Annotated in this window: 23 protein-coding genes; 15 read left to right on the forward strand and 8 right to left on the reverse strand. The window is 71.4% G+C overall.

The features are described 5' to 3' along the window. Positions 1-361: 361 nt before the first annotated feature. A complete protein-coding gene (locus tag ACFWW9_RS11600; RefSeq protein WP_390374765.1) occupies positions 362-691 on the reverse strand; it encodes an ArsC/Spx/MgsR family protein in 330 nt (109 codons plus the stop codon). Between the two features lie 97 nt (positions 692-788). On the opposite strand from ACFWW9_RS11600, the gene ACFWW9_RS11605 reads away from it, so the two are divergent. Both ACFWW9_RS11605 and ACFWW9_RS11610 read left to right on the forward strand, forming a co-directional pair. Continuing rightward, positions 789-1595 (forward strand): RecB family exonuclease, encoded by an 807-nt coding sequence (locus ACFWW9_RS11605; RefSeq protein WP_390374768.1) that lies wholly within the window; start codon positions 789-791, stop codon positions 1593-1595. A 9-nt stretch (positions 1596-1604) separates the two neighbouring features. Then, entirely contained in the window at positions 1605-1937 is a 333-nt protein-coding gene (locus ACFWW9_RS11610) for a hypothetical protein (RefSeq protein ID WP_390374771.1), read from the forward strand. A gap of 3 nt (positions 1938-1940) precedes the next feature. Here ACFWW9_RS11610 and ACFWW9_RS11615 read toward each other — a convergent pair whose 3' ends face one another. The 3 genes from ACFWW9_RS11615 to ACFWW9_RS11625 are packed head-to-tail and all read right to left on the reverse strand — an operon-like array spanning position 1941 to position 5924. Continuing rightward, positions 1941-2816 (reverse strand): alpha/beta fold hydrolase, encoded by an 876-nt coding sequence (locus ACFWW9_RS11615; RefSeq protein WP_390374774.1) that lies wholly within the window; start codon positions 2814-2816, stop codon positions 1941-1943. A gap of 50 nt (positions 2817-2866) precedes the next feature. After that, complete coding sequence (locus ACFWW9_RS11620; RefSeq protein WP_390374777.1) at positions 2867-4210, reverse strand: hypothetical protein; 1344 nt, start codon at positions 4208-4210, stop codon at positions 2867-2869. Positions 4211-4256: 46 nt separating this feature from the next. After that, positions 4257-5924 carry a DEAD/DEAH box helicase gene (locus ACFWW9_RS11625; RefSeq protein ID WP_390374780.1) on the reverse strand — a complete coding sequence of 556 codons (1668 nt, stop codon included), beginning with the start codon at positions 5922-5924 and terminating at the stop codon, positions 4257-4259. Positions 5925-6318: 394 nt separating this feature from the next. On the opposite strand from ACFWW9_RS11625, the gene ACFWW9_RS11630 reads away from it, so the two are divergent. Together ACFWW9_RS11630 and ACFWW9_RS11635 are read left to right on the forward strand one after the other, a co-directional pair. After that, on the forward strand, positions 6319-6996 hold the full coding sequence (locus ACFWW9_RS11630) for a ferritin-like fold-containing protein (RefSeq protein ID WP_390374783.1): 678 nt from the start codon (positions 6319-6321) through the stop codon (positions 6994-6996). 66 nt (positions 6997-7062) lie between these two features. Continuing rightward, entirely contained in the window at positions 7063-7293 is a 231-nt protein-coding gene (locus ACFWW9_RS11635) for a DUF3107 domain-containing protein (protein ID WP_259625219.1), read from the forward strand. A gap of 134 nt (positions 7294-7427) precedes the next feature. Here ACFWW9_RS11635 and ACFWW9_RS11640 read toward each other — a convergent pair whose 3' ends face one another. Both ACFWW9_RS11640 and ACFWW9_RS11645 read right to left on the reverse strand, forming a co-directional pair. Next, complete coding sequence (locus ACFWW9_RS11640) at positions 7428-7718, reverse strand: DUF4873 domain-containing protein (protein ID WP_390374786.1); 291 nt, start codon at positions 7716-7718, stop codon at positions 7428-7430. Next, entirely contained in the window at positions 7715-8437 is a 723-nt protein-coding gene (locus ACFWW9_RS11645) for a TetR/AcrR family transcriptional regulator (RefSeq protein WP_390374789.1), read from the reverse strand. Before ACFWW9_RS11645 ends, ACFWW9_RS11640 begins: the two co-directional genes overlap by 4 nt. Positions 8438-8500: 63 nt before the next feature. Between ACFWW9_RS11645 and ACFWW9_RS11650 the strand changes: the two genes are divergently transcribed. Continuing rightward, positions 8501-9400 (forward strand): diiron oxygenase, encoded by a 900-nt coding sequence (locus ACFWW9_RS11650; protein ID WP_390374792.1) that lies wholly within the window; start codon positions 8501-8503, stop codon positions 9398-9400. Then, positions 9373-10182: an alpha/beta fold hydrolase gene (locus ACFWW9_RS11655; RefSeq protein WP_390374795.1), complete on the forward strand. Its 810-nt coding sequence runs from the start codon at positions 9373-9375 to the stop codon at positions 10180-10182. The genes ACFWW9_RS11650 and ACFWW9_RS11655 overlap by 28 nt, the downstream gene beginning before the upstream one ends. A gap of 78 nt (positions 10183-10260) precedes the next feature. Here ACFWW9_RS11655 and ACFWW9_RS11660 read toward each other — a convergent pair whose 3' ends face one another. Then, entirely contained in the window at positions 10261-10911 is a 651-nt protein-coding gene (locus tag ACFWW9_RS11660) for a TetR/AcrR family transcriptional regulator (RefSeq protein ID WP_390374798.1), read from the reverse strand. Positions 10912-11055: 144 nt separating this feature from the next. On the opposite strand from ACFWW9_RS11660, the gene ACFWW9_RS11665 reads away from it, so the two are divergent. The 4 genes from ACFWW9_RS11665 to ACFWW9_RS11680 all read left to right on the forward strand — a co-directional run bounded on the left by ACFWW9_RS11665 (position 11056) and on the right by ACFWW9_RS11680 (position 15395). After that, entirely contained in the window at positions 11056-12039 is a 984-nt protein-coding gene (locus tag ACFWW9_RS11665) for an alpha/beta fold hydrolase (RefSeq protein WP_390374801.1), read from the forward strand. Between the two features lie 43 nt (positions 12040-12082). Next, the gene (locus tag ACFWW9_RS11670; RefSeq protein WP_390374804.1) at positions 12083-13180 is read left to right on the forward strand and encodes a DUF3152 domain-containing protein; all 1098 of its coding nucleotides are present in this window, start codon (positions 12083-12085) and stop codon (positions 13178-13180) included. Positions 13181-13277: 97 nt separating this feature from the next. After that, a complete protein-coding gene (gene moeZ / locus ACFWW9_RS11675; RefSeq protein WP_390374807.1) occupies positions 13278-14450 on the forward strand; it encodes an adenylyltransferase/sulfurtransferase MoeZ in 1173 nt (390 codons plus the stop codon). A 90-nt stretch (positions 14451-14540) separates the two neighbouring features. Beyond that, a complete protein-coding gene (locus tag ACFWW9_RS11680) occupies positions 14541-15395 on the forward strand; it encodes a MerR family transcriptional regulator (RefSeq protein ID WP_390374810.1) in 855 nt (284 codons plus the stop codon). Positions 15396-15456: 61 nt separating this feature from the next. Here ACFWW9_RS11680 and ACFWW9_RS11685 read toward each other — a convergent pair whose 3' ends face one another. Beyond that, on the reverse strand, positions 15457-16029 hold the full coding sequence (locus ACFWW9_RS11685; protein ID WP_390374813.1) for a snapalysin family zinc-dependent metalloprotease: 573 nt from the start codon (positions 16027-16029) through the stop codon (positions 15457-15459). Positions 16030-16229: 200 nt separating this feature from the next. Between ACFWW9_RS11685 and ACFWW9_RS11690 the strand changes: the two genes are divergently transcribed. The 5 genes from ACFWW9_RS11690 to ACFWW9_RS11710 all read left to right on the forward strand — a co-directional run bounded on the left by ACFWW9_RS11690 (position 16230) and on the right by ACFWW9_RS11710 (position 22325). Next, entirely contained in the window at positions 16230-16445 is a 216-nt protein-coding gene (locus tag ACFWW9_RS11690; RefSeq protein ID WP_390374816.1) for a hypothetical protein, read from the forward strand. A gap of 69 nt (positions 16446-16514) precedes the next feature. Continuing rightward, the gene (locus ACFWW9_RS11695) at positions 16515-17312 is read left to right on the forward strand and encodes a TIGR02569 family protein (RefSeq protein ID WP_390374819.1); all 798 of its coding nucleotides are present in this window, start codon (positions 16515-16517) and stop codon (positions 17310-17312) included. 152 nt (positions 17313-17464) lie between these two features. Further along, positions 17465-19447, forward strand: coding sequence for a molybdopterin oxidoreductase family protein (locus ACFWW9_RS11700; protein WP_390374950.1), 1983 nt, complete (start codon positions 17465-17467; stop codon positions 19445-19447). Continuing rightward, on the forward strand, positions 19444-20865 hold the full coding sequence (locus ACFWW9_RS11705; protein WP_390374822.1) for an FAD-dependent oxidoreductase: 1422 nt from the start codon (positions 19444-19446) through the stop codon (positions 20863-20865). The genes ACFWW9_RS11700 and ACFWW9_RS11705 overlap by 4 nt, the downstream gene beginning before the upstream one ends. A gap of 104 nt (positions 20866-20969) precedes the next feature. After that, positions 20970-22325: an MFS transporter gene (locus ACFWW9_RS11710; protein WP_390374825.1), complete on the forward strand. Its 1356-nt coding sequence runs from the start codon at positions 20970-20972 to the stop codon at positions 22323-22325. Positions 22326-22341 lie beyond the last annotated feature (16 nt).

Consider the following 22341-nt stretch of genomic DNA (forward strand, 5'->3'; position numbering starts at 1 on the left):
CTGCTTCTGGCGGTCCCTGTCCGCTGGTCTCCGGCCTGCCCTGATCCCAATGGGGTGCCCGGTTCAGGCCTGCCGGTCTGGCCCTGGCCTGCGCTGGACCCTGGTTCCGGTCTTGGTCCGGTTCCGGCGAGTCGGCGGCCCGCTGTGGGCGCGTGGCTGGAAGAGGTCCCCCGAAAGTCAAGGCCCCCCGAAACTGAACGCTACCGGTGGGGTACGACAGTTTTCGGTGGCTGGTGCTTCGGCTGTTCGAGGGGCGGTGAACGGTCCGTTCATCTTGGCGGCCAAGGGTCGCCGGGTGGTCGCACGCGGTGTCCTGGGGTTCCGGCGGCGAGGCCGAGGTCGGTGAACGGGCCGTTCGGCGCTACAGCGTGAACGGGCCGCGGGCCACGAAAGCTCTGGTGTCGGTGATGATGATCGGGCGTTCGATCAGCGCCGGGTTGGCCGCCAGGACCGTCAGCCACGTGTCGCGGTCGTGGGGGAGGGCCGCCAGGTTGAGCTCGGCGGCGCGGGGTTCTCCCATGCGGGTGATGTCCCACGGGTCCGCGCCCATCTTGTCCAGCACCGCCGCCAGTTCGGCCGTCGTGGGGGCGTCGTCGAGGTAGCGCCGTTCGCCGTACTCGACGCCCTGGTCGTCCAGCGCCTTCTTCGCCGTGCGGGACTTCGAGCAGCGCGGGTTGTGCCAGATCTCCATGTCGACATCCTGCCGGTGGGTGGTCGTGGCGGCACTGTCGGTGTCCTTGCGTAGCCTTGGACGGGTGCAGGAGCAGCTCGGGTTCGATTTTGGAAGCATGCCGCGCAAGCTCGTTCGGGTGACTCCGGCGAAACTGGCCAACTGGGCGGACTGCCCTCGCCGGTACCGCATGGCGTACCTCGAGCGGCCCACGCCGCCGCGTGGCGGTGCCTGGGCGCACAACACGCTGGGCGCGGTGGTGCACAACGCGTTGAAGGCGCTGTTCGACCTGCCCGCCGCCAAGCGGACACCGGACCAGGCCGTGGCGCTGGTGCACCGGCTGTGGAAGAACGACGGGTTCCGCGACTCCGAGCAGGCCGCCGTCTACCGGGAGCGCGCGGACGGGTGGGTGCGCGACTACGTGGGCCGGTTGGACACGGCGATCGAACCGGTCGGCATCGAGCGGTGGGTGTCGACGCCGACGTCCAAGATCGTGGCCGAGGGCCGGGTCGACCGCATCGACCTGCGCGACGGCGAACTGGTGATCGTCGACTACAAGACGGGCCGTCACGCGCTGACGGTGGACGACGCGCGCGGCTCGCTGGCGCTGGCGCTGTACGCGCTGGCGGCCCGGCGGACGCTGCGCAAGCCCTGCCACCAGGTGGAGCTGCACCACCTGCCGACGGGCACGGTGTCCGCCTGGGAGCACACCGAGGAGAGCCTGGGCAGGCACGTGACGCGGGCCGAGGAGGCCGCGGACGAGCTGGCGCTCGCGGGCGACACCTTGGCAGCGGGCGGCGATCCCGAGATCCTGTTCCCGCCCAGGACGGGGAGGCAGTGCACGTGGTGCGATTTCCGGCGGAGCTGCCCTGAGGGGCAGCAGGCCGCTCCCTCGCTCGACCCGTGGGCCATGCTCGCGCCTTAAGGAGCCCTGATGAGCGAACCGATCACGGTCGAACTGGCCACGCCGGAGACGAAACCCCGGCGGGAGAACGTCGTCGCGCGCGTGTGGCGCGGCATCAGCGGCTCGTTCACGGTCGGCCTCGTGCTGCTGGCCATCGCGACCGTGGTGGTCCAGCGGTACGCGTCCGGCCGCGACCTGCCGGGGCTCGGCTGGGACGTCGTCGCGGGCCACTGGGTCGCGGCCGTCGCGGCGGTGGTGTTCCAGGTGTTCGCCGACCGGCGGCGGGGCTGGGTCGCCGCCCTGTACTCGCTCGGCGTGCTGGTCGTCGGGTTCGGCGTGCTGTGGGTGTACTGGTGGGCGTGACGGTCAGGACGTCAGCCAGGCCCGCCACGTCGGCAGCAGGGTGGTGAGGAGGGCCTCGGGGGTCTCGGTGTTCGGCGAGTGCACCGCGCCCGCCAGCACGGCGAAGTCCGCGTCCAGCCGTTCCGCCATGTCCCGCTGACCCGCGGGCGACCAGGCGTCGTCCGCCTCGCCGCACACGACCAGGCACGGGACCTGCGCGGTGCGCAGGGTCCGCGCCAGCTTCGCCACCAGGTCCGGTTCGGCCCGGATCGCCGCGCCCATCCCGAGCAGGCTCTGCGGCGTCGAGTGCAGGAAGCGGTCCCGGTACAGGTCCCGCAGCCGCTCCGGCTGCGCCTGCCACGTCGGGTCCAGCATCGACCGCTGCTCCGCGATCTTCTGCGCCGCCTCGATGCCGTGCTCGCGCATGACCGTCTCGCCGTGGTCGAGCGCCGTCCGGCGTTCACCCAGCGGCAGTTCCCCCGGCCCGGACGACATCAGCGTCAACCCGGCGATGGGCGCGCCCGCGAACACCGCGCCCCGCGCCACCAGACCGCCGAACGAGTGCCCCAGCAGCAGGACCCGCCTGCCCTCGGCGGCCAGCTTCGCCACCAGTTCGGCCAACGCCTCACCGAGCACCGATGGCCGGTAGTCCGCCTCCGCCACGGGGCCCGCCGACTCGTACTGGCCGGGCAGGTCGATCGCGACGACCTCGAACCCGGAGTCGGCCAGCGGGTCGAGCAGCGGCGCGAAGTCCTCTTTGGACCCGGTGAAACCGGGGACCAGCAGGGCCGTCGCGCCCAGGTCCGCGCCCACCGGGGTCGCGCGCAGCGCGGCGACCGGACCGTAGCGGCCCGGCAGGTCGGTCCTGGTGGCGCGGTGGGGGCTGATCTGCGAGTACACGCCCCCAGTCTGCCGCAACGGGAGGGGTTCGGTCTGCCGGACTGTGACCCCTACCGCAGGGCCACGAGCGTCCGGCCGCGCTGCTCCAGGACCACCGGGCCGATCGTGCTGGACTGGATGGGCCCGTCGTAGTCGCCGCGGTTGACCGGGATGGTGCCGATCTCGGCGCCGGTCACCTGGTCGAGCACCTTGAGGCCGCCCTTGACCGGGATCACGGCCTTGCCCGCCAGGGTGCTGCCGGAGCCGACCGCGCCCTGGAGCGTCCACTTGGGACTGAGGTCCTCCAGCGACAGCGCGATGGTCCGGGAGCCGGTGAACCAGTAGACGGCGGCGGTGCTGACGGTGATCGGCACGATCCCGCCGGGCACGTCGCCGTCGAGGTCGGAGGCGGGGAGGTCCAGCGGGTACTCGGCGATCTGACCGCCGGTGTCGGCGTCGAACACGGTCAGCTTCGCCGGGCTGCCGGGGATGACCACGGCCACCCGGTTGTTCGTCACGGCGATCACGCGGGTGCCCTTGCCGCCCACCACGACGCTGCTGAACACCTCGGGCGTGTCCGACTTCTCCGGGTTGGGCTTGAGCACGGTCAGCCGGTCGGCCGGGTCGTCGGGGCAGCGCTCGACGAGCGCGATCTTGCCGGTGGTGACGGCGAACGAGCCGTACGTGCAGCCGACGCGGGGCTGCTTGCCGGGGTTCACGATGGCGCGCAGCTGCCCGTACTCCATCGAGCGCACCAGGTCGTCCTTGCGGTAGACCTCGACGTACTTCTTGCCGGTGGTGAGGACGTGCGAGCCCTCGGTGAGCAGGCGCGACCCGCGCTCGGCGTCGCCGTTGCGCTGCGGGCCGCGGTTGCCGGTCACGGGGTCGAGCGAGGTGACCTCGGAGCAGCCGGTGCCCTTGTCGAACGACGCGAGCGCCTTGTCCCACGCCGCCGTGATCGTGCACAGCGGCAGGTTCCGGCTGTAGCGCCACCGCTCCGCGCCGGTCAGCGGGTCGCGGCCGACGACGTCGCCGCCGTCGCCCGTCACGACCACCGTCCCGATCCACGTCGGGGCCTGCGTGCCGCCGCTGGGCGCCCGCCACACCTCGGCGAGCGTCGGCGGCAGGGTCGTCGCCTCGGGCAGTTCCGGGGCGGGCGCGGTCGTCGTCTGCGACGTCGTCGCGCGCGCGTCGCTGAACGCGTACACGAGCGACGCCGTCACCAGCACGACGACCGTGATCAGCGCGACGGCGATGAAGTCGCCGCGCGTGCGGAACGAGCGCTCGGGCAGGTCCGGCGGAGGCTCGGAGGCGTCCGCCGGGGGCGGGCCGAGCACGTCCTCGCCCACTGTCCCGTGCCCGTTCGACTCAGGAGCCAGGAGTGCGGATTCCTCGATCTGCTCCGACTGTCCCACTGTCCTGGCTCCCGATCGCTCGTTCGTGCACCGCTCGCGTCAGGTGTCAGTCTGCCGAGGAGACGCTGTCGTTCGCAGCCGCCTCCGCGTTTCCGCCCGACTCGCCGCCCGAACGCCGACGCCGACGACGCCGCGCGGGACGCTCGCCGTTCTCGCTCGGCGCGCCCTCAGCCGTGGCCTCGGTGGGCTGACCTGCGGTTTCCCCGGTCACGGGTGCTCCGCCGCGGCTGCGGCGCCTGCGCGGACGGCGGGTGCCGTCCTCCTCGCCCGGTTCGGGGGTCTTCGTCGCGGGCGTGCTCGACGTGCTCTGCTGCTGCTCGGCTCCCGCCGTCGCACCGCCGCGGCTCGTCGTGCGGCTGCGGCTGCGCTTGCGCGCGCCGCCCTTCTTGTCGCCCTTGAGGTCCTCCTCGGGCTCCGAGTCGAGCCCGGTGCGGGTCCGCTGGCCCAGCGGCAGCCTGCCCGTGGAACTCGGCGGGATGTCGAGGTCCGTGAACAGGTGGTCCGACGTCGAGTACGTCTCCACCGGCTCCGGCTTGCCGAGGTTCAGCGCGTCGCTGATCGACTTCCAGCGCGGCTCCTCGTCCCAGTCGACGAACGTGACCGCGACACCCGTGCGGCCCGCGCGGCCCGTGCGGCCGATGCGGTGCACGTAGGTCTTCTCGTCCTCGGGGCACTGGTAGTTCACGACGTGCGTCACGCCCGCCACGTCGATGCCGCGCGCGGCGACGTCCGTGGCCACGAGCACGTCCACCTTGCCCGCGCGGAACGCGCGCAGCGCCTGCTCGCGCGCGCCCTGGCCGAGGTCGCCGTGCACCGCGGCGGCGGCGAAACCGCGCTCGGCGAGGTCGTCGGAGATCTTCTGCGCGGTCCGCTTGGTGCGCGTGAAGATCATCGAGAGGCCGCGGTCCTTCGCCTGGAGCAGGCGGGCCAGCAGCTCCACCTTGTCCAGCGCGTGCGCCCGGTAGACGAACTGCTCCGTGCGCTCGTGGATCGCGCTGGCGTCGTTCTCCTCGGCCCGGATGTGCGTGGGCTGGTTCAGGAACGTGCGCGCGAGCGTGATGATCGGGCCCGGCATGGTCGCCGAGAACAGCATCGTCTGCCGCTCGTCCGGGACCATGCGCAGCACGCGCTCGATGTCCGGCAGGAAGCCGAGGTCGAGCATCTCGTCCGCCTCGTCCAGGACGAGGTTGCGGATCTTGCCCAGCACCAGGTGGCGCTGCTCGGCGAGGTCAAGCAGGCGGCCGGGCGTGCCGACGACCACGTCCACGCCCTTGCGCAGCGCCGCGATCTGGGGCTCGTACGGGCGGCCGCCGTAGATCGCCAGGACGTTGATGTCGAGGTACTTCGCGGCCTCGGTGAGGTCGCGCGTCACCTGGAGGCACAGCTCGCGCGTGGGCACCACGACGAGCGCCTGCGGCGTGCCGTCGCCGGGCGACAGGATCCGCTGGAGCAGCGGGATGCCGAAGCCCAGCGTCTTGCCGGTGCCCGTGCGGGCCTGGCCGATGACGTCGTCACCCGCCAGCGCGAGCGGGAGGGTCAGCTCCTGGATCGCGAACGTGCGTTCGATGCCGGCCTCGCCGAGCGCCCGCACGATCTCCTCGCGCACGCCGAGCTCGGCGAACGTCGGAGCGGTGTTCTCGACGGGTGCGTTGGCCATCAGCGGCAGGGAGGTGTCCTCGTCCGGGACACCCGCCTCGCTGTGCTCCAGTGCCACCGGGTCGAGATTGGTCAGGTCTTCATCGCTAGCGGTCAGGGTGATCGCCTCTCTCATACCAGCGCGCACGGGCCCTGGACGGGCCTCTCGACCGCACCACAGCCAGCGGGCCGGATCGGGAGTGGCCGGGCGTGGAGCGGGAGGGCCTGCGAGGTTTGTGCGCGCACCCTCACGTGGCGGCACCATGCCGCCGTGATCTGCAACCGCGGCTCCGTCACTGCCGCGAGCCCGTCGGCAGGCATGCCGACCTGGGCCGCGCAGCGTCGACCGCCGGGCGTCAAAGAGCGAGTCTACCCGCCAGGTACGCCATTCGGGGTTTCTCGCCGAGTTCGACCATGGACCGAGACCTGCCGGTCATCCTCGCGCAACACCGCGCCCGACTAGGCTCGGACCCATGAGCGAGGCGGAGACGACCCCCGAAGTCGAGGGCGGAAGCGTTGAGGAAGGTGTCGTCGACCTGCTCGGCGCGCTCGCGTACGGCGAGCTGTCGGCGTTCGACCGGCTGGCGGAAGACGCCCGCACAGCACCGACTCTGGCGGGCCGGGCGGACCTGTCCGCGATGGCCGCCGCCGAGATCGGCCACTACTCGCAGCTCGAGCGCTACCTCGCCGAGCGCGGCGTGGTGATCGAGGACGTGATGCGCCCGTTCGTCGCGGGCTTCGACAACTTCCACGCCTCGACCGCCCCCCGGTCGTGGCACGAGTCACTCGTCAAGGCCTACGTCGGCGACGGCCTGGCGGCCGACTTCTACCGCGAGGTGGCGGAGTGGCTGGACGCCGGGACGAAGGCGCTGGTGCTCGCCGTGCTGGACGACACGGGCCACTCGGCGTTCGCCGAGCGCGAAGTCCGAGCCGCCTGCGCGGCCGACCCGAAGCTTCGCGATCGGCTGACCCTGTGGGGCCGAAGGCTGCTCGGCGAGGCATTGACGCAGGCCCAGTACGTGGTGGCCGAACGCGACGGGCTCGCCGAGCTGATCATCCGCGGCTCCGGCGACCTCGCGGGCATCGCGGGCCTCTTCCGACGGCTCCAGCAGAGCCACACGCGGCGCATGGGGAACCTCGGGCTCGGCTAGGGTTGGTTTCAGTCATGGTCACCGGTTCGCCGGGTGAGCGTCGAATCTTTGTGCACGGAGGTCAGCGTGGAGGTCAGGGTCGGCATCGCGGACAGCCCGCGGGAGCTCGTCGTGTCCAGCGGTCTCACCCCTGACGAGGTTGAGTCGCTGGTCGCCGTCGCGTTCAAGGAGCAGAGCGGCCAGCTCGTGCTGGTGGACCAGAAGGGCGCCCGGTTCGTGGTGCCCACGACGCGCATCTCCTACGTCGAGATCGGGCCGAGCGACACGCGTCGCGTCGGGTTCACGTCGGGCGACTAGCTTTTCCCGAACCCAAGGGACCACCTGATCGGGTGGTCCCTTGTGGTGTTTTCGGGGGTTTTTTGTCGGTGGGGGTGGTTAGCGTGGGTGTCGGGGGGTGCTCACGGGCGGGGGACCCCTGGTCCTGTTCGGACTCAGGTGGTGCGGAACGGTGGGGTGCTGGTGCCGCTGACCCGGTAGCGGTGCCACGGGTCCGGGTCGGTCAGGGTGCCTGTGGCTTCGCCGGTGGGGGTGCGGAGCAGGGCTGTTCGGGTTCCCGCTTCGACCAAAGTGGACACCCGGGCGTTCGCCGCTACGCGGCCGTACCAGTGGTAGCGGCCGTCGATCGGTTGGAAGAAGCCCCGTAGTTCCACCTCGACCGGGACGGTTGTGGTGTCGAAGAGCAGTTCCGCTGTGCCGGTGTAGCCCTCTTCGTCGTCGCTCACGCTTCCTCCGAGGTGATCAGGCGCAGGGGTGGGTCCGCGTGGAACAGGCTGCCGGGTAGTGGCTGGTCCGGGTCGACGGTGATGTCGGCGGAGCGGAGCAGGCCGTCGATGGCGTGCCAGATGATGGTGGCCAGGTATTCGCTGAGGCTCTGCCTGCTCATGGACTGGCGGTCCAGCCACCAGTCGCCCGCGTTCTGCACCATGCCGACCAGGGCGTGCGCCCACGGTTCCGCGCCGCCGGAGTCCATGTCGAACGCGCGCAGGTAGTCGCCGAGGATGCGGGCCAGGGTGGCGGCGATGAGGGCCTTGTCCTCGTGGACGACGTCCTGCTCGACCGGGCGGTCGGTGAACGAGCCGCGGACGACGAAGCGGTACAGGTTCGGGTTCTCCTCGATGACGCACAGGTACGCGTCGACGATGCCGCGGATCCGGTCGCGGATCGGGCCGTCCTTCTCGATCGCGGGGCCCAGGCGGTCCATGAGCATGTCCGTGCCGCGCCTGCCGACCGCGAGGTACAGGTCGGACTTGTCGGCGAAGTGGCGGTAGAGGACGGGCTTGCTGACGCCCGCCTCGGTGGCGATCTCGTCCATGCCCACGTCGGGGCCGTGCTTGGCCACCGCCCTGATCGTCGCCTCGACGAACTCCGCGCGCCTGGCCTCGCGGTGACCCTTCCACCGTTCGCGGCGCGCGTCCGAACCACCCTTGACAGTACGAGCCATGTGACGCACGCTACCAGAAGTAACCGTTACCTCAAGTAACACTTACTCCCAGCGGAGGACCTGATGACGAGGCCCTTGAAGGTCGCCGATCGCGAGAAGACCGCGGAACGGCTGCTCAACTCCTCGGCAGACAAGTTCTACGACCCCGAGGTGGACATCGACTGGTCCGCGCCCTTGGTCGACGGCCTGCGGTACACGCCGGAACACCGCTGCTCCCTGTACGGGACGCCGCTGTGGGACCGGATGAGCGAGGACCAGCGGATCGAGCTGAGCAAGCACGAGGTCGCGAGCATCGCGAGCGTCGGGCTGTGGTTCGAGATCCTGCTGATGCAGATGCTGCTCAAGGAGGTCTACCGGTCGGACCCGACGACCATGCACGTCCAGTACGCGCTGACCGAGATCGCCGACGAGTGCCGCCACTCGACGATGTTCGCGCGCATGGTGGACCGCATCGGGTGCCCGCCGTACGGACCGCCGGTCCACGTGCACCGGCTGGGGCGGCTGCTGCCGACGATCGGGTACGGGCCCGCGCTGTACGGGTCGATCCTGGTGGCCGAGGAAGTGCTGGACCGGTTGCAGCGGGAGACGATGGCCGACGAGTCGGTGCAGCCGCTGGTGCGGATGGTGAACCGGATCCACGTGCTGGAAGAGGCTCGGCACGTGCGGTTCGCGCGGGAGGAGGTGGTGCGCGGGATGGAGTCGGTGTCACGGGCCGAGTTGCCGTACCAGCGGTGGCTGCTGGCGACCGTGGCCATGTTCATCACGCGCAGCATCATCAACCCGAAGGCGTACGCGGCGGTGGGGTTGGACGCCGCGGAGGCGCACCGGGCGGCGTTGGGGAACCCCGCGTGGCAGGAGACGATCCGGTGGTCGGGGGAGCGGATCATGAAGTTCCTGGACGAGGTCGGGCTGGTGGGGAAGCCGGGGATGAAGGCTTGGCGACGCTCGTTCCTGCTGCCGTGAAGGTCGCTGATGGGACGTCGTTGAACGTCGTCGTCAGCGGTCCGCCGTCCGCGGTGACGGTGGTGTTGCTGCACGCGTGGACGTTGGACCTGACGTCGTGGGACCGGGTGGCCGCGGCTCTGCCGGGGCGGGTTGTGCGGTACGACCACCGGGGGCACGGGTTGTCCGGCGGCGGGACGGTCCGGACGTTCGACCAGCTCGCCGACGACCTCGTCGAGGTGCTGGCGGCCGAGGTGCCGGACGGGGAGATCGTGCTCGTCGGCCACTCGATGGGCGGGATGACGATGATGGCGCTCGCCGAGCGGCACCCCGCGGTGTACGAACGGGTGCGCGGCGCGGTGTTCGTGGCGACGTCCGCGGGAGCGCTGCCCGCCGTGTGGCGGCTGGAGGAGGCGGCGGGCCGGTGGCTGGGCCGTCGGGCCGTCCTCGGGTTCGCCCGCGTGATGCCCCTGGGGTTGCGCGCGATGCTGTTCGGCCGTCGAGCCGCCTGGAGCGACGTCCTCGCGGCCTCCAGGATGATCTCCCGGTGCACCGGTGGGGCCTTTGTGGACTTCCGCCGCGAGGTCGCCGCGCACGACCGCGTGAAGGCGCTGGCGGAGTTGGCCGGGGTGCCCGCCGTGGTGTTGGCGGGTGGGGCGGACCTGCTGACGCCGGTCAGGCACGCTCGCGCCATCGCCGAGGAGTTGCCGGGAGCGGAACTCGTGGTCTACCCCGGAGCCGGGCACATGCTCCCCTTGGAGCGCTCCGCCGAGGTGGCCGACAGGATCTCCCGCCTCGTGTGACCCTCCACGCGAGGCCGTCGAGCGGGGGCGGCGACGAAGTCCCCGTCCCCGCTCGAAAACCGAGTGCCGAGCGGCGGTTCAGTGCTGGAGGGGGAAGCCGCCGCCGATGCCCCGCCAGGCGAGGTTGGAGATCAGGTTGACCGCTTCTTCCTTGGGGACCTTGCGGTCGTCCGCCAGCCACGCTCGGGCGGTGACCTGGCTCAGGCCCACCAGGCCCGTCGCCAGCAGGCGGGCGCGGTCTTCGTCCAGGCCCGCGTCGGCGGTGATGGTGTCGGTGATGGCGTCGACGCTGTCCGTGGTGGCCCGCTCGACCGCCTTCGCGACCGCCGGTTCGCCGCGGAGGTCCGACTCGAAGACCATGCGGAACGCCTGGCCCTCGCCGTCGACGAAGTCGTAGAAGGCTTCCACCGCCGCGTGGACGCGGAGCTTGTTGTCCGTGCTCGACTCGATCGCGCCGCGGACCCTGGCGACCAGCTCGTCCACATGGGACTCGAGGAGTGCCATGTAGAGCTCGAGCTTGCCGGGGAAGTGCTGGTACAGCACGGGCTTGCTGACGCCCGCGCGTTCGGCGATCTCGTCCATCGCGGCGGCGTGGTAGCCGTTCGTCACGAACACGTCCTGTGCCGCGGCGAGCAGTTGCGCCCGGCGGGCGGTGCGCGGAAGCCGCACTCCGCGTCCGGCCGGGGTGCTGCTCTGGTGCCCAACCGCAGTCTGGGCCGTCTCCGTCATGGTGCCTCCAGCCAGGTCATCGCGGAGCCAACAAGGGGTCTGCCCTGCTGCCCGACGGCAACCTTACTCGCTGGTAGCCCTCTTTCGTGAAGCGCGCTTCCCCCGTTCTGGTCCTCCGCGCGGCTGACCAGGCATCCTGGAGTGATGACCGACATGATGGAGGTGGACAGGACGGCTCTGACCCGCGTGCCGCTGTCCCCCGCGCGCCTGCCGCCGCTCGACACGTCCGTGCGCCCCTACCCCGGTGAGGTCGTGACCGTGGGGAGGCACCGGCTGCACGTCCGGCACACGCCCGGCGACACCGGGACCACCGCCGTGTACGTGCACGGGCTGGGCGGGTCGTCGACGAACTGGACGGACCTGTCCACGCAGCTCGCCGGGTACGCCGACGGGTTCTCGCCGGACCTGCCGGGGTTCGGGCGGTCGGAACCCGCCGAGGGGTACGACTTCAGCATCGTGTCGCACGCGCGCACGGTGATCGCCTACCTGGAGGGGCTCGGGCGGGGCCCGGTGCACCTGGCGGGCAACTCGATGGGCGGCGCGGTGTCGCTCGTCGTGGCGGCGGTGCGGCCGGAGCTGGTGCGCACGCTGACGCTGGTGTCGCCCGCGATGCCGGACCTGCGGCCGAGCTTCCGGCGGGTGTCGGACCCGCGGCTGCCGTTCACGCTGCTGCCGTTCGTGGGACCCGCCTTCCAACGGCAGCTGGACGCGCTGAGCCCGCGGCAGCGGACCGACCAGCTGATGCGGCTGTGCTTCGCCGAGCCGACGCTGGTGCCGGAGCACCGGATCGTGGAGAGCATGGAGGAAGGCGCCTACATGGGCCGCACGCCGTACGGGAACGCGGCGCTCAACGGGAGCACGCTGTCGCTGTTCCGGATGTGGGTGACGTCCGGGCCGATGTCGATGTGGAAGCTGCTGCCGCTCGTGCGGACCCCGTCGCTGGTCGTGTGGGGCGCGGAGGACCGGTTGATCAGCGTTCGGCGCGCGCCGAGGACGGCCCGGCTATTGCCGCGCGGCAGACTGCTCGTGCTGCCGAGGACCGGTCACGTAGCCCAAATGGAGCGACCGGTGTCCGTCGCACGGGCGATGCTCGGGATGTGGGACGCCGTGGAGAAGCAGACGTGGTGACGGCGTGCCGGCCACCGAACGGGGGATGTGGGACCCTGACCCGGTGAACCGGACGACACAGGGAGGCCGTGGCCCCTCGGGCAGGCGCCACCCGTCCCCTGACGTTCGCCCGTCGGCCCAGCAACCCTCCGAGGAGCGCTACCGCCGCGGCGCGCGCCGCACCAGCGCGGAGCCGCTGGCGGCGTCGTGGGAACCGGACCCGGCCGAGGCCGAGGAGTACCGGCCGCGCAGGCGCCGCACCGGTGTCGCGGGGCTCGTGTCGAACTACGGCTGGCGCGTCTACGCCGTCCCCGTGCTGCTCGTGCTGACGCTGCTGGTCGTGCTGGACAGCACGGTCCCCTCGTCGTTCCAGATCGGCGCGGCGGGCATCGGCACCGGTGACAGCAGCGGCAGCGGCGCCGAGCCGCAGGCGGACCGCACGTCGGTGAACGCGACCAAGCCCGCCGCGTCCGAGACACCACCGCCGCCGCTGGACCTGAACATCCCGACCGCCGTGCTGCCCGACGGGCCCAAGTACTCCGAGAACGGCGCGGGCACGTGGCAGGTCATCCCCGGCACGACCCAGCAGGTCGGCTCGGGGCGGCTGTACAAGTACGCCATCGCCATCGAGGACGGCGTCGAGGGCGGCGACTACGGCGGCGACAAGGACGCGTTCGCCCGCACGATCGACGCGTTCCTGTCGGACAACCGCAGTTGGGTCGGCACCGGCGAGGTCGCGGTGCAGCGGGTCGACGGCGGCGACGCGAGCAAGGCCGACTTCGTGATCAGCCTCACGAGCACGAACACCACGCACCAGATCTGCGGCTTCCAGATCCAGTACGAGTCGTCGTGCTGGGACCCGAGCATCAAGCGGGTCGTCATCAACACGGCCCGCTGGCTGCGCGGCGCGAAGGCGTTCAGCAACGACATCTCGTCCTACCGCCAGTACGCCATCAACCACGAGGTCGGCCACGCGCTCGGCCACGGCCACGAGGCGTGCCAGGAGGCCGGGGCGCCGGCCCCGGTGATGATGCAGCAGACGTTCGGCGTCTCGAACGACTACGTCGCGCAGCTCAACGAGGTCGACGCGAGCAACAAGGGCGTCGTGCCCGCCGACGGCAAGACGTGCACGACGAACGCGTTCCCGGTCGCCCCGAAGTAGCAGCGTCCACCGGTTGGGACGACTTCCCACGCGGGAAGACGAACGGGCAGTCTGGTGTTGTCCGATTTACGAGGACATGTTTCGTCGAGGAGGACAGATGGCGCTTCCGCCGCTCGTGGAGCCCGCAGCGGAGCTGACCAAGGAAGAAGTCGCGCGGTACAGCCGGCACCTGATCATCCCGGATGTCGGGGTGGACGGGCAGAAGCGCCTCAAGAACGCGAAGGTGCTGGTCGTCGGCGCGGGTGGCCTTGGCAGTCCCGCTCTGCTCTACCTGGCCGCGGCCGGTGTGGGCACGTTGGGCGTGGTCGACTTCGACACGGTCGACGAGTCCAACTTGCAGCGCCAGGTCATCCACGGTCAGTCCGACGTGGGCAAGCCGAAGGCCGAGTCCGCGCGGGACTCGATCGCCGAGATCAACCCGTTCGTGAAGGTCAACCTGCACCAGGTGCACCTGAACTCGGAGAACGCGCTCGACATCTTCCGCGACTACGACCTGATCCTGGACGGCACGGACAACTTCGCCACCAGGTACCTGGTCAACGACGCCGCGGTGCTGCTGGGCAAGCCCTACGTGTGGGGCTCGATCTTCCGGTTCGAGGGCCAGGTCAGCGTCTTCTGGGACGACGCCCCCGGAGGTCAGGGTCTGAACTACCGCGACCTCTACCCCGAGCCGCCGCCGCCCGGCATGGTGCCGTCGTGCGCCGAGGGCGGCGTGCTGGGCGTGCTGTGCGCGTCCATCGGCTCGATCATGGTGACCGAGGCGATCAAGCTGCTCACCGGTATCGGCGACCCGCTGCTGGGTCGGCTGATGGTGTACGACGCGCTCGACATGACCTACCGGACCATCAAGATCCGGAAGGACCCGGAGAGCCCGAAGATCACCGAGCTCATCGACTACGACGCGTTCTGCGGCGTCGTGTCGACGGACGCGCAGGAAGCGGCGGCGGGCAACACCATCACGCCGCTGGAGCTCAAGCACAAGCAGGACGCCGGTGACGACTTCCTGCTCGTGGACGTCCGCGAGCCGCACGAGTTCGAGATCGTCCGGATCCCCGGCTCGGTGCTGATCCCGAAGGACCGCATCCTCTCGGGCGAGGCGTTCGCCGAACTGCCGCAGGACAAGCAGATCGTCCTGCACTGCAAGTCCGGCGCGCGGTCCGCCGAGGCGCTCGCCGCGCTGCACAAGGCGGGTTTCAGCGACGCCGTGCACGTCGGCGGCGGTGTCCTCTCCTGGGCCCGCGAGGTCGACCCGAGCCTGCCGACCTACTAGGCACACCGGCTCTGACGAAGGCCGCTCCCGCGAGGGGGCGGCCTTCTTCGTGCTTGCGCCTCCCCCAGGGGGAGCGGTGAAGCTGGGGCCATGCACACGATCGGCGAGCTGGCCCGCAGGACCGGCCTGACGGTGAAGGCCGTCAGGTTCTACGCCGACACCGGACTCGTCCCGGCGACCGGCCGCAACGCCGCGGGCCACCGCGTGTACGACGCGGTGGCGGCCGCCCGCCTGGACCTGGTGCGGACCCTGCGGGACCTGGGCCTGGACCTGCCGTCGATCCGCCGTGTGCTGAACCGGGAAACCAGCATGGCCGACACGATCACCGCTCACGCCGACGCGCTGGAAGTCCACATCCGCACGCTGAAGGTGCGGCAGGCGGTGTTGAGGACCGCGGCGAAACGCGGTGCGGGACCGGAGGAAGTGGATCTGATGAACAAGCTCGCGACCCTCACCGAGGATCAACGACGGCGGTTGATCGTCGAATTCCTCGACAGCGCATTCGACGGTGTCAACGGTGAATTCGACGGCATCGCCCGCACCTTGACACCGGAACTGCCGGACGACCCGACACCCGATCAAGTCGAGGCTTGGGTGGAATTGGCGGAGATTTCGCGGGACGAGGAATTCCGCGGGATCATGAGACGCCTGCTGGAACAGCACGCCTCGGGGCGGGCGGACGTCGTGCGCCCCGACCTGGCCGCCGTGGTCCACCGCCACGTGGCACTGGACGTGGACCCGCGGTCACCGGAGGCGGCACGGGTCGTGGCGGCGATCGAGGAGGCGACCGGGTTGGACGCCGACCGGTTGGCGACGTGGCTGGCGGACGTGGGCGACCCGCGCCGGGAGCGGTACCTCCGGCTGCTCGCGGTGATCAACGGCTGGCAGCGGCCGGACAGCCTGGCCCCGACGTTCGACTGGCTGGCCCGCGCGCTGGCCGGGTGAGAACGCGCGAACCGCGTGGCGGCGACCGCAGGAAGGTCGCCGCCACGCGGTTTCACCGCACCTAGCTGGCCAGAGCCGCCAGCGTCGGGTCGAAGATCGTCGTCGTCCAGACCGTCGGGGCGGAGGTCTTGCCGTTCGCCCAGAGGCTGTTCACGCGGGAGACCTCAGCCGCGTTCGGCACCGCGACGGTGCACGACGTGCCGGGGCCGCCACCGGACATCAGCTCCGAGCAGGGCCCGGAGTAGTGGTCCGGCAGACCGAGCACGTGGCCGGTCTCGTGGGCCGCGATGCGGGTGGGGTTGTACTGCCTGGCCTGCGTGTAGTCGATGAAGATGTACCCGCTGCCGTGGCCGTTGGAGCTGGCGTAGGAGCCGCGGGAGTCGTTGCCCTCGTAGTAGGTCAGGGTCGCCGCGGAGGCGTTCTCGACCAGCTTCACGTTGGACACGCGGGCGTTCCAGTTGGCGGCACCCTGGCGGATGACGCTGCGGAACGTGGGGGCGTTGTTCGTGTTGTAGTACACGGTCACCGCCGCCGCCTGGATGGGGGCGGGCTGGGCCGACGCCTGGACGGCGCTGAACGGGGTCAGGACGGCGGCCGCTGTCAGCGCGACGGCCAAGAAAGCTTTCTTGAACACAGGGTGTCTCCTCGCAAACAGGGAAAACGCAGGGAAGCCGCGAGGCTCGATTTCCAAAATAGGCGGCTCACGAGATCTATCAACCCGTCAAAAGGAGGAATCCCGGCGGCAAATCACCAACCGCGTCCGCGCATTGACAGTTGCCAGTACCGGAGACCGGAGAATTCGGACAAGGGCCCTCTTCGGGATACGGTTCCGGCGTGGCACCCAACCTCGCGCGACTCCGGTCGGTGTACGAGCGGATGCTGGACCGGCTGGCGCACTGGACGGTCTACCCGCTGGAGCGGTTCAACGACCGCCTCGACGACCTCGCGCGCGCCCGTGAGGACGGCGGGTTGTCGCCGGTCGCGCTGGTGGCGTGGTGCACGGTGACCGGGTTCGGGCTGGTCGCGATGGCGGTGCTGTTCACCCGCTAGCGGTGGCACGCCGCTGACGGGCACCGGCCTCCACCACTCGGGCGGTGGGGACAGGTAGCGTGCCGGACCGTGACCCCCACTCCGGAGCCGCCTCCGTCGCACGTGCGCGCTGCCTTCGGCGCGCGGGACGCCGAGCCGGAGTTGATCGACGGCGGACCCGTGTGGCGCTGCGGGGACGCGGCGATCCGCCCCGCGGCCAACCCGGCCGAAGCCACCTGGGTGGCGAAGACCCTCGACGCGCTGTCGGTTCCGGACCTGCGGATCGGCCGCCCGCTGCGGTCGACCGACGGCCGGTACGTGGTCGGCGGCTGGGCCGCGACGAAGTACCTGTCCGGGCGGGCCGAGCCGCGGCACGACGAGGTCGTGGCCGTGGCGGAGCGCCTGCACCACGCGACGGCCGACCTGCCGAAGCCGCGGTTCCTCGGCTCGCGGACGGACCTGTTCGCGGTCGCGGACCGGTGCGCGTGGGGCGAGGAGAAGCCCGACCTCGATCCGGAGCTGGGCGGCCGGATGTTCGAGGTGCTGTCCGTGTCGCGCAAGCCCGTGTCGGCGAAGCCGCAGGTCGTGCACGGCGACCTGTTCGGCAACGTGCTGTTCTCCGGCTCGCAGCCGCCCGCGATCATCGACTTCACCGCGTACTGGCGGCCCGCCGAGTGGGCGGCGGGCGTGATCGTGGTGGACGCGCTGGCGTGGGGCGGGGCCGACAAGGGCATCGTCGAGCGCTGGGGCCACCTGCCGGACTGGCCGCAGGTGCTGCTGCGCGCGACCCTGTTCCGGCTCGCCGTGCACGCGCTGCACCCCCGGTCGAACCGCCAGTCGCTCGGTGGTCTGGACCGCGCGGTCCACCTGGTGTCCGAGCTGCTCTGACCTCACCGCGCCGCCACCGGCCGGGAGCAGGCATGTTCGCGTCGGCGAAACATCCCGCCTTCCAGCGTTAACGGGGCGTTCCTAGCGTCGGCCGGGTGACTGACTCGCCCAAGATCGGCACGCACTGCCCGTACTGCGCGCTCCAGTGCGCGATGACGTTGACGGACGGCGTGGTGTCGCCGCGGGAGTTCCCGACCAACCGCGGCGGCCTGTGCCAGAAGGGCTGGACGTCGGCCGCGCTGCTCACGTCGCCCGCCCGGCTGACGACGCCGCTGGTCCGCCGGTGCGGCGTCCTGGAGCCCGCGACCTGGGACGAGGCGCTCGACCACGTGGCGGCGGTGCTCGGCGAGCTGCGGGCCGAGCACGGGCCGGACGCGGTCGGCGTGTTCGGCGGCGGCGGGCTGACGAACGAGAAGGCGTACGCGCTGGGCAAGTTCGCGCGGGTCGCGCTGGCCACCTCGCAGGTCGACTACAACGGCCGGTTCTGCATGTCGAGCGCCGCCGCGGGCGGTATGCGGGCGTTCGGGCTGGACCGGGGGATGCCGTTCCCGGTCGAGGACCTGGCCGAGTCCGACGCGGTGCTGCTGGTCGGGTCGAACCCGGCCGAGACCATGCCGCCGTTCGTCCAGCACCTGCGCCGCGCGAACCTGATCGTCGTCGACCCCCGCCGCACGGCCACCGCCGAGCTGGCCACCCTGCACCTCCAGCCCGCGCCCGGCACGGACCTGGCGCTGGCGCTGGGACTCCTGCATGTCGTGGTCGCGGACGGCCACCTGGACAAGGACTACCTGGTCGAGCGGACGACGGGGTTCGAGGGGGCGTGGCGGATCGCGGCGGGCTGGTGGCCGGAACGGGTCGAGCGCGTCACGGGAGTGTCGGTCGCGGACCAGCGCGCGGCCGTGCACCTGCTCTCCGACGCCACCAACGCCCACGTCCTCACCGGGCGCGGCACCGAGCAGCACGCCAGCGGCTCGGACGCCGTGTCGGCGTGGATCAACCTCGCCCTCGCGCTGGGCCTGCCCGGCATCCGCGGCTCCGGCTACGGCTGCCTGACCGGCCAGGGCAACGGCCAGGGCGGGCGCGAGCACGGCCAGAAGGCCGACCAGCTGCCCGGCTACCGCAAGATCGACGACCCGGTCGCCCGCGCGCACGTCGGCGGCGTGTGGGGGATCGACCCCGACGACCTGCCGGGTCCCGGTCGGTCGGCCTACGAGCTGCTGGACGCGCTGGGCACGCCGACCGGGCCGAAGGCGCTGCTGGTGTTCGGCAGCAACGTCGTGGTGTCCGCGCCGCGCTCGGCCCACGTCGCCGACCGGCTGGCGGACCTGGACCTGCTGGTCGTGGCCGACCTCGTGCTGTCCGAGACCGCGGCGCTCGCCGACGTCGTGTTCCCGGTGACGCAGTGGGCCGAGGAGAGCGGCACGATGACGAACCTCGAAGGCCGGATCCTGCTGCGGCGGCGGGCCGTCGAGCCGCCGGAGGGCGTGCGGAGCGACCTGGACGTGCTGCGGGGCCTGGCGATCCGGCTCGGGCAGCCCCCGGAGAGGTTCCCGGTCGAGCCGGAGGACGTGTTCACCGAACTGCGCCGGGCCTCCGCGGGTGGCGCGGCCGACTACTCCGGCGTCACCTACGACCGGCTCGCGAGCGGCGAAGCCCTGTACTGGCCGGTGGTCGGTGACGGCAGCTCGCCCCGGATGTTCCTGGACCGCTTCGCCCACCCGGACGGGCTGGCCCGGTTCATCCCGGTCGACCACCGCGGCCCGGCCGAGCCGACCGACGCCGAGTACCCCGTGCAGCTCACGACCGGGCGGGTGCTCCAGCACTACCAGTCCGGCGCGCAGACCCGTGCCGTGCCGGAGCTGCTGGAGGCCGTCCCCGAGGTGTACGTCGAGGTGCACCCCGACACGGCCGCCCGCGCGGGCTTGGCCGAGGGCGCGCTGGCCGCCGTGGTCTCGCGGCGCGGCCGGATGGAGGCCCGCGTCCGGTGCGTGCCGTCGCTGCGGATCGACCTGGTGTTCCTGCCGTTCCACTTCGCCGGTCGGGGCCGCGCGAACCTGCTGACCAACCCGGCGCTGGACCCGACCAGCCGGATGCCCGAGTTCAAGGTGTGCGCCGTGCGATTGGAGCCAGCGTGAGACGAGTCGTGGTGGTCGGCTACGGCATGGCCGGGGCGAGGTTCGCCGACGAGGTGCTGCGCCGCGATCCGACCGTGGCGCTGACCGTGCTCGGCGAGGAACGGCACCCGGCCTACAACCGGGTGCTGCTGTCGAGCGTGGTCGCCGGGTCGATGACGGCGGACTCCGTGCGGCTGCACGGGCCGGACTGGGCGGCCGAGCACGGCGTGGACCTGCGGCTCGGTGTCGCGGTCACCGCGTTCGACCGCGCCCGGCGGGTGGTGCTGACCTCGTCCGGCGAGGTGCCGTACGACGCGCTGGTGCTCGCGACCGGCGCGCGGTCGTGGATCCCGCCCACCGAGGGTCTCCAGGAGCCGGACGGCTCGCTCGCGCCGGGCGTGGTGTCGTTCCGCTCGCTGGAGGACTGCGAGCGGATCGTCGACGCCGCCCGGCCCGGAACGCCCGTCGCCGTGCTGGGCGGCGGACTGCTCGGGCTGGAGGCCGCGCGCGGGCTGGCCGGCCGCGGCTGCCTGGTCACCGTCGTGCACCCGGTGGGGCACCTGATGGAACGGCAGCTCGACGCGGGCGCGGGCCGGGTGCTGGCGCGGGCGTTGGGGGAGCTGGGGATCGAGTTCCGCCTGGGCTCGTTGGCGGTGAAGTACCTGGCGGGCGACGGGCTCGCGCTGGACGACGGCAGCCAGGTGCCCGCCGAACTCGTGGTGGTGTCGGCCGGGGTGCGGGCGGCGACCGGGATCGCCGCGGACGCCGGTCTCCGGTGCGACCGGGGTGTCCTGGTCGACGACGCCTTGCGCACCAGCGATCCCCGCGTGCACGCCATCGGCGACTGCGCCCAGCACGTCGGCACGGTGTCCGGGCTGGTGCAGCCCGCGTGGGAGCAGGCCGCCGTGCTCGCCGACCGGCTGACCGGCGTCGCCCCCGCGGCCCGGTACCGCGGCACGACCGTCGTGACCCGGCTGAAGGCCCGCGACATCGACCTCGCCGCGCTCGGTGACGTGCACGTGGACCTGGACTGCCCGGACCACGAGGTCCTGTGCTTCCAGGACCCCGCGCGCGGCCGGTACGCGAAGCTGGTGCTGCGCAACGACTTCGTGACGGGCGCGATCCTCATCGGCGCACCGGACGCGGCGGCGACGATCACCCAGCTGTACGACCGGGGGCTGGCGGCACCGACGGACCGGCTGGCGTTGTTGCTGGGGCGGGCACTCACCCCCGAGGTCGCCAGCAGCCCGGCGGACCTTCCCGCCAGCGCGGTGATCTGCAAGTGCAACACCGTGAGCAAGGGCCAGTTGGTCACCGCCTATCGCGAAGGCGCTTCGACCGTCAGTGCTCTGGCCGACTCGACAAGGGCCACCACGGGCTGCGGTGGCTGCAAGGACGCGGTCTGCGGCTTGCTCGACTGGCTCGACCTCACAGCCTGAAATCCCACGAGTGCGGCGGAGTTGCCGCTGTCGACACCTGTCCGAACACCGGGGTAACGGGCCGTTCCTACGGTCTCCCCAACGCCGTTCCAGGAGGTCAGCGCATGAGCACAGTCGTGGACACCCAGGTCGCCGAACCCGCGTCGCCGCCCCGTGGCGGGCGGTGGATCGACCGGTGGGAGCCGGAGGACCCGGAGTTCTGGGAGCGGTCCGGGAAGCGGATCGCCCGCAAGAACCTGGGGTTCTCGATCCTGGCGGAGAACCTCGGGTTCAGCGTGTGGGTGCTGATGAGCATGGTCGTGGTGAGCCTCGGGTCGGTCGGCTACGCGTTCGGCGTCGGCCAGACGTTCTGGCTGCTCATCGTGCCCAACCTGGTCGGCGCGGCGCTGCGCGTCCCGTACACGTTCGCGGTGCCGAGGTTCGGCGGTCGGCTGTGGACGACGATCAGCGCGGGCCTGCTGCTGATCCCGTGCGCGATGCTGGCGTTCGCGGTCGTCACCGACGGCACGCCGTTCTGGTTCTTCCTGCTCACCGCCGCCGCGATGGGCCTGGGCGGCGGCAACTTCTCGTCGTCGATGGCGAACATCTCGTTCTTCTACCCGGAGGGCAAGAAGGGCCTGGCGCTCGGGTTGAACGCGGCGGGCGGCAACCTCGGCGTCGCCGTGACGCAGCTGATCGTCCCGGTCGTCATCACCATCGGCACCGGTATCAACCTCGTGTACTCGGCGCTGATCTGGATGCCGTTCGTCGTGCTGGCCACGGCGTGCGCGTGGTTCTTCATGGACAGCCTCACCCAGGCCAGGCCGGACGGCGTGTCCTACCAGCGGGCGCTGGCCAACAAGCACACGTGGGTCATGTCGTTCCTCTACATCGGCACGTTCGGCTCGTTCATCGGCTTCTCGTTCGCCTTCCCGTCGCTGATCAAGATCAGCTTCGTGGACTTCAAGTCGTTCGTGTCGCTGGCGTTCCTCGGCGCGCTGATCGGGTCGGTGGCGCGTCCGCTCGGCGGTTGGCTGTCCGACCGCTTCGGCGGGGCCCGCATCACGCTCATCACGTTCGTCGGCCTCGCGCTCGGCACGGTCGGCGTGATGCTCAGCGTGAACACCAAGAGCTTCCCGCTGTTCTTCTGCTCCTTCATGGCCCTGTTCGTGCTGGCGGGCGCGGGCAACGGCTCGACCTACCGGATGATCCCGGCGATCTTCGCCACGCAGGACGCCGACGCGCGCTCGGCCAAGCGGCAGGCCGCCGCGGTCGTCGGCATCGCCGGGGCGATCGGCGCGTTCGGCGGGGTGCTGGTGAACCTGGTCTTCAAGTTCTCCCTGGAGGGCAGCGGCACGCTGACCCCCGCCCTGATCGCGATCCTGGTGTTCTACGGCCTGTGCGTGGCCACCACGTGGTGGTTCTACCTGCGCACCAGGGCCTTCGCGCGGACGCCCAGCCTCGCGCACGCGGGCGTGTGACGCGCACAACGCCCTG

The sequence above is a fragment of the Umezawaea sp. NPDC059074 genome (genome assembly GCF_042738955.1).
Classification (GTDB): domain Bacteria; phylum Actinomycetota; class Actinomycetes; order Mycobacteriales; family Pseudonocardiaceae; genus Umezawaea.

Bases quoted from the DNA above. Each gene is read 5' to 3' on its own strand.
- ACFWW9_RS11600 (WP_390374765.1), bottom strand. From the start codon at position 691: ATGGAGATCTGGCACAACCCGCGCTGCTCGAAGTCCCGCACGGCGAAG.
- ACFWW9_RS11605 (WP_390374768.1), top strand. From the start codon at position 789: ATGCCGCGCAAGCTCGTTCGGGTGACTCCGGCGAAACTGGCCAACTGG.
- ACFWW9_RS11610 (WP_390374771.1), top strand. From the start codon at position 1,605: ATGAGCGAACCGATCACGGTCGAACTGGCCACGCCGGAGACGAAACCC.
- ACFWW9_RS11630 (WP_390374783.1), top strand. From the start codon at position 6,319: ATGAGCGAGGCGGAGACGACCCCCGAAGTCGAGGGCGGAAGCGTTGAG.
- ACFWW9_RS11645 (WP_390374789.1), bottom strand. From the start codon at position 8,437: ATGGCTCGTACTGTCAAGGGTGGTTCGGACGCGCGCCGCGAACGGTGG.
- ACFWW9_RS11650 (WP_390374792.1), top strand. From the start codon at position 8,501: ATGACGAGGCCCTTGAAGGTCGCCGATCGCGAGAAGACCGCGGAACGG.
- ACFWW9_RS11660 (WP_390374798.1), bottom strand. From the start codon at position 10,911: ATGACGGAGACGGCCCAGACTGCGGTTGGGCACCAGAGCAGCACCCCG.
- ACFWW9_RS11665 (WP_390374801.1), top strand. From the start codon at position 11,056: ATGACCGACATGATGGAGGTGGACAGGACGGCTCTGACCCGCGTGCCG.
- moeZ (WP_390374807.1), top strand. From the start codon at position 13,278: ATGGCGCTTCCGCCGCTCGTGGAGCCCGCAGCGGAGCTGACCAAGGAA.
- ACFWW9_RS11680 (WP_390374810.1), top strand. From the start codon at position 14,541: ATGCACACGATCGGCGAGCTGGCCCGCAGGACCGGCCTGACGGTGAAG.
- ACFWW9_RS11700 (WP_390374950.1), top strand. From the start codon at position 17,465: ATGACGTTGACGGACGGCGTGGTGTCGCCGCGGGAGTTCCCGACCAAC.
- ACFWW9_RS11710 (WP_390374825.1), top strand. From the start codon at position 20,970: ATGAGCACAGTCGTGGACACCCAGGTCGCCGAACCCGCGTCGCCGCCC.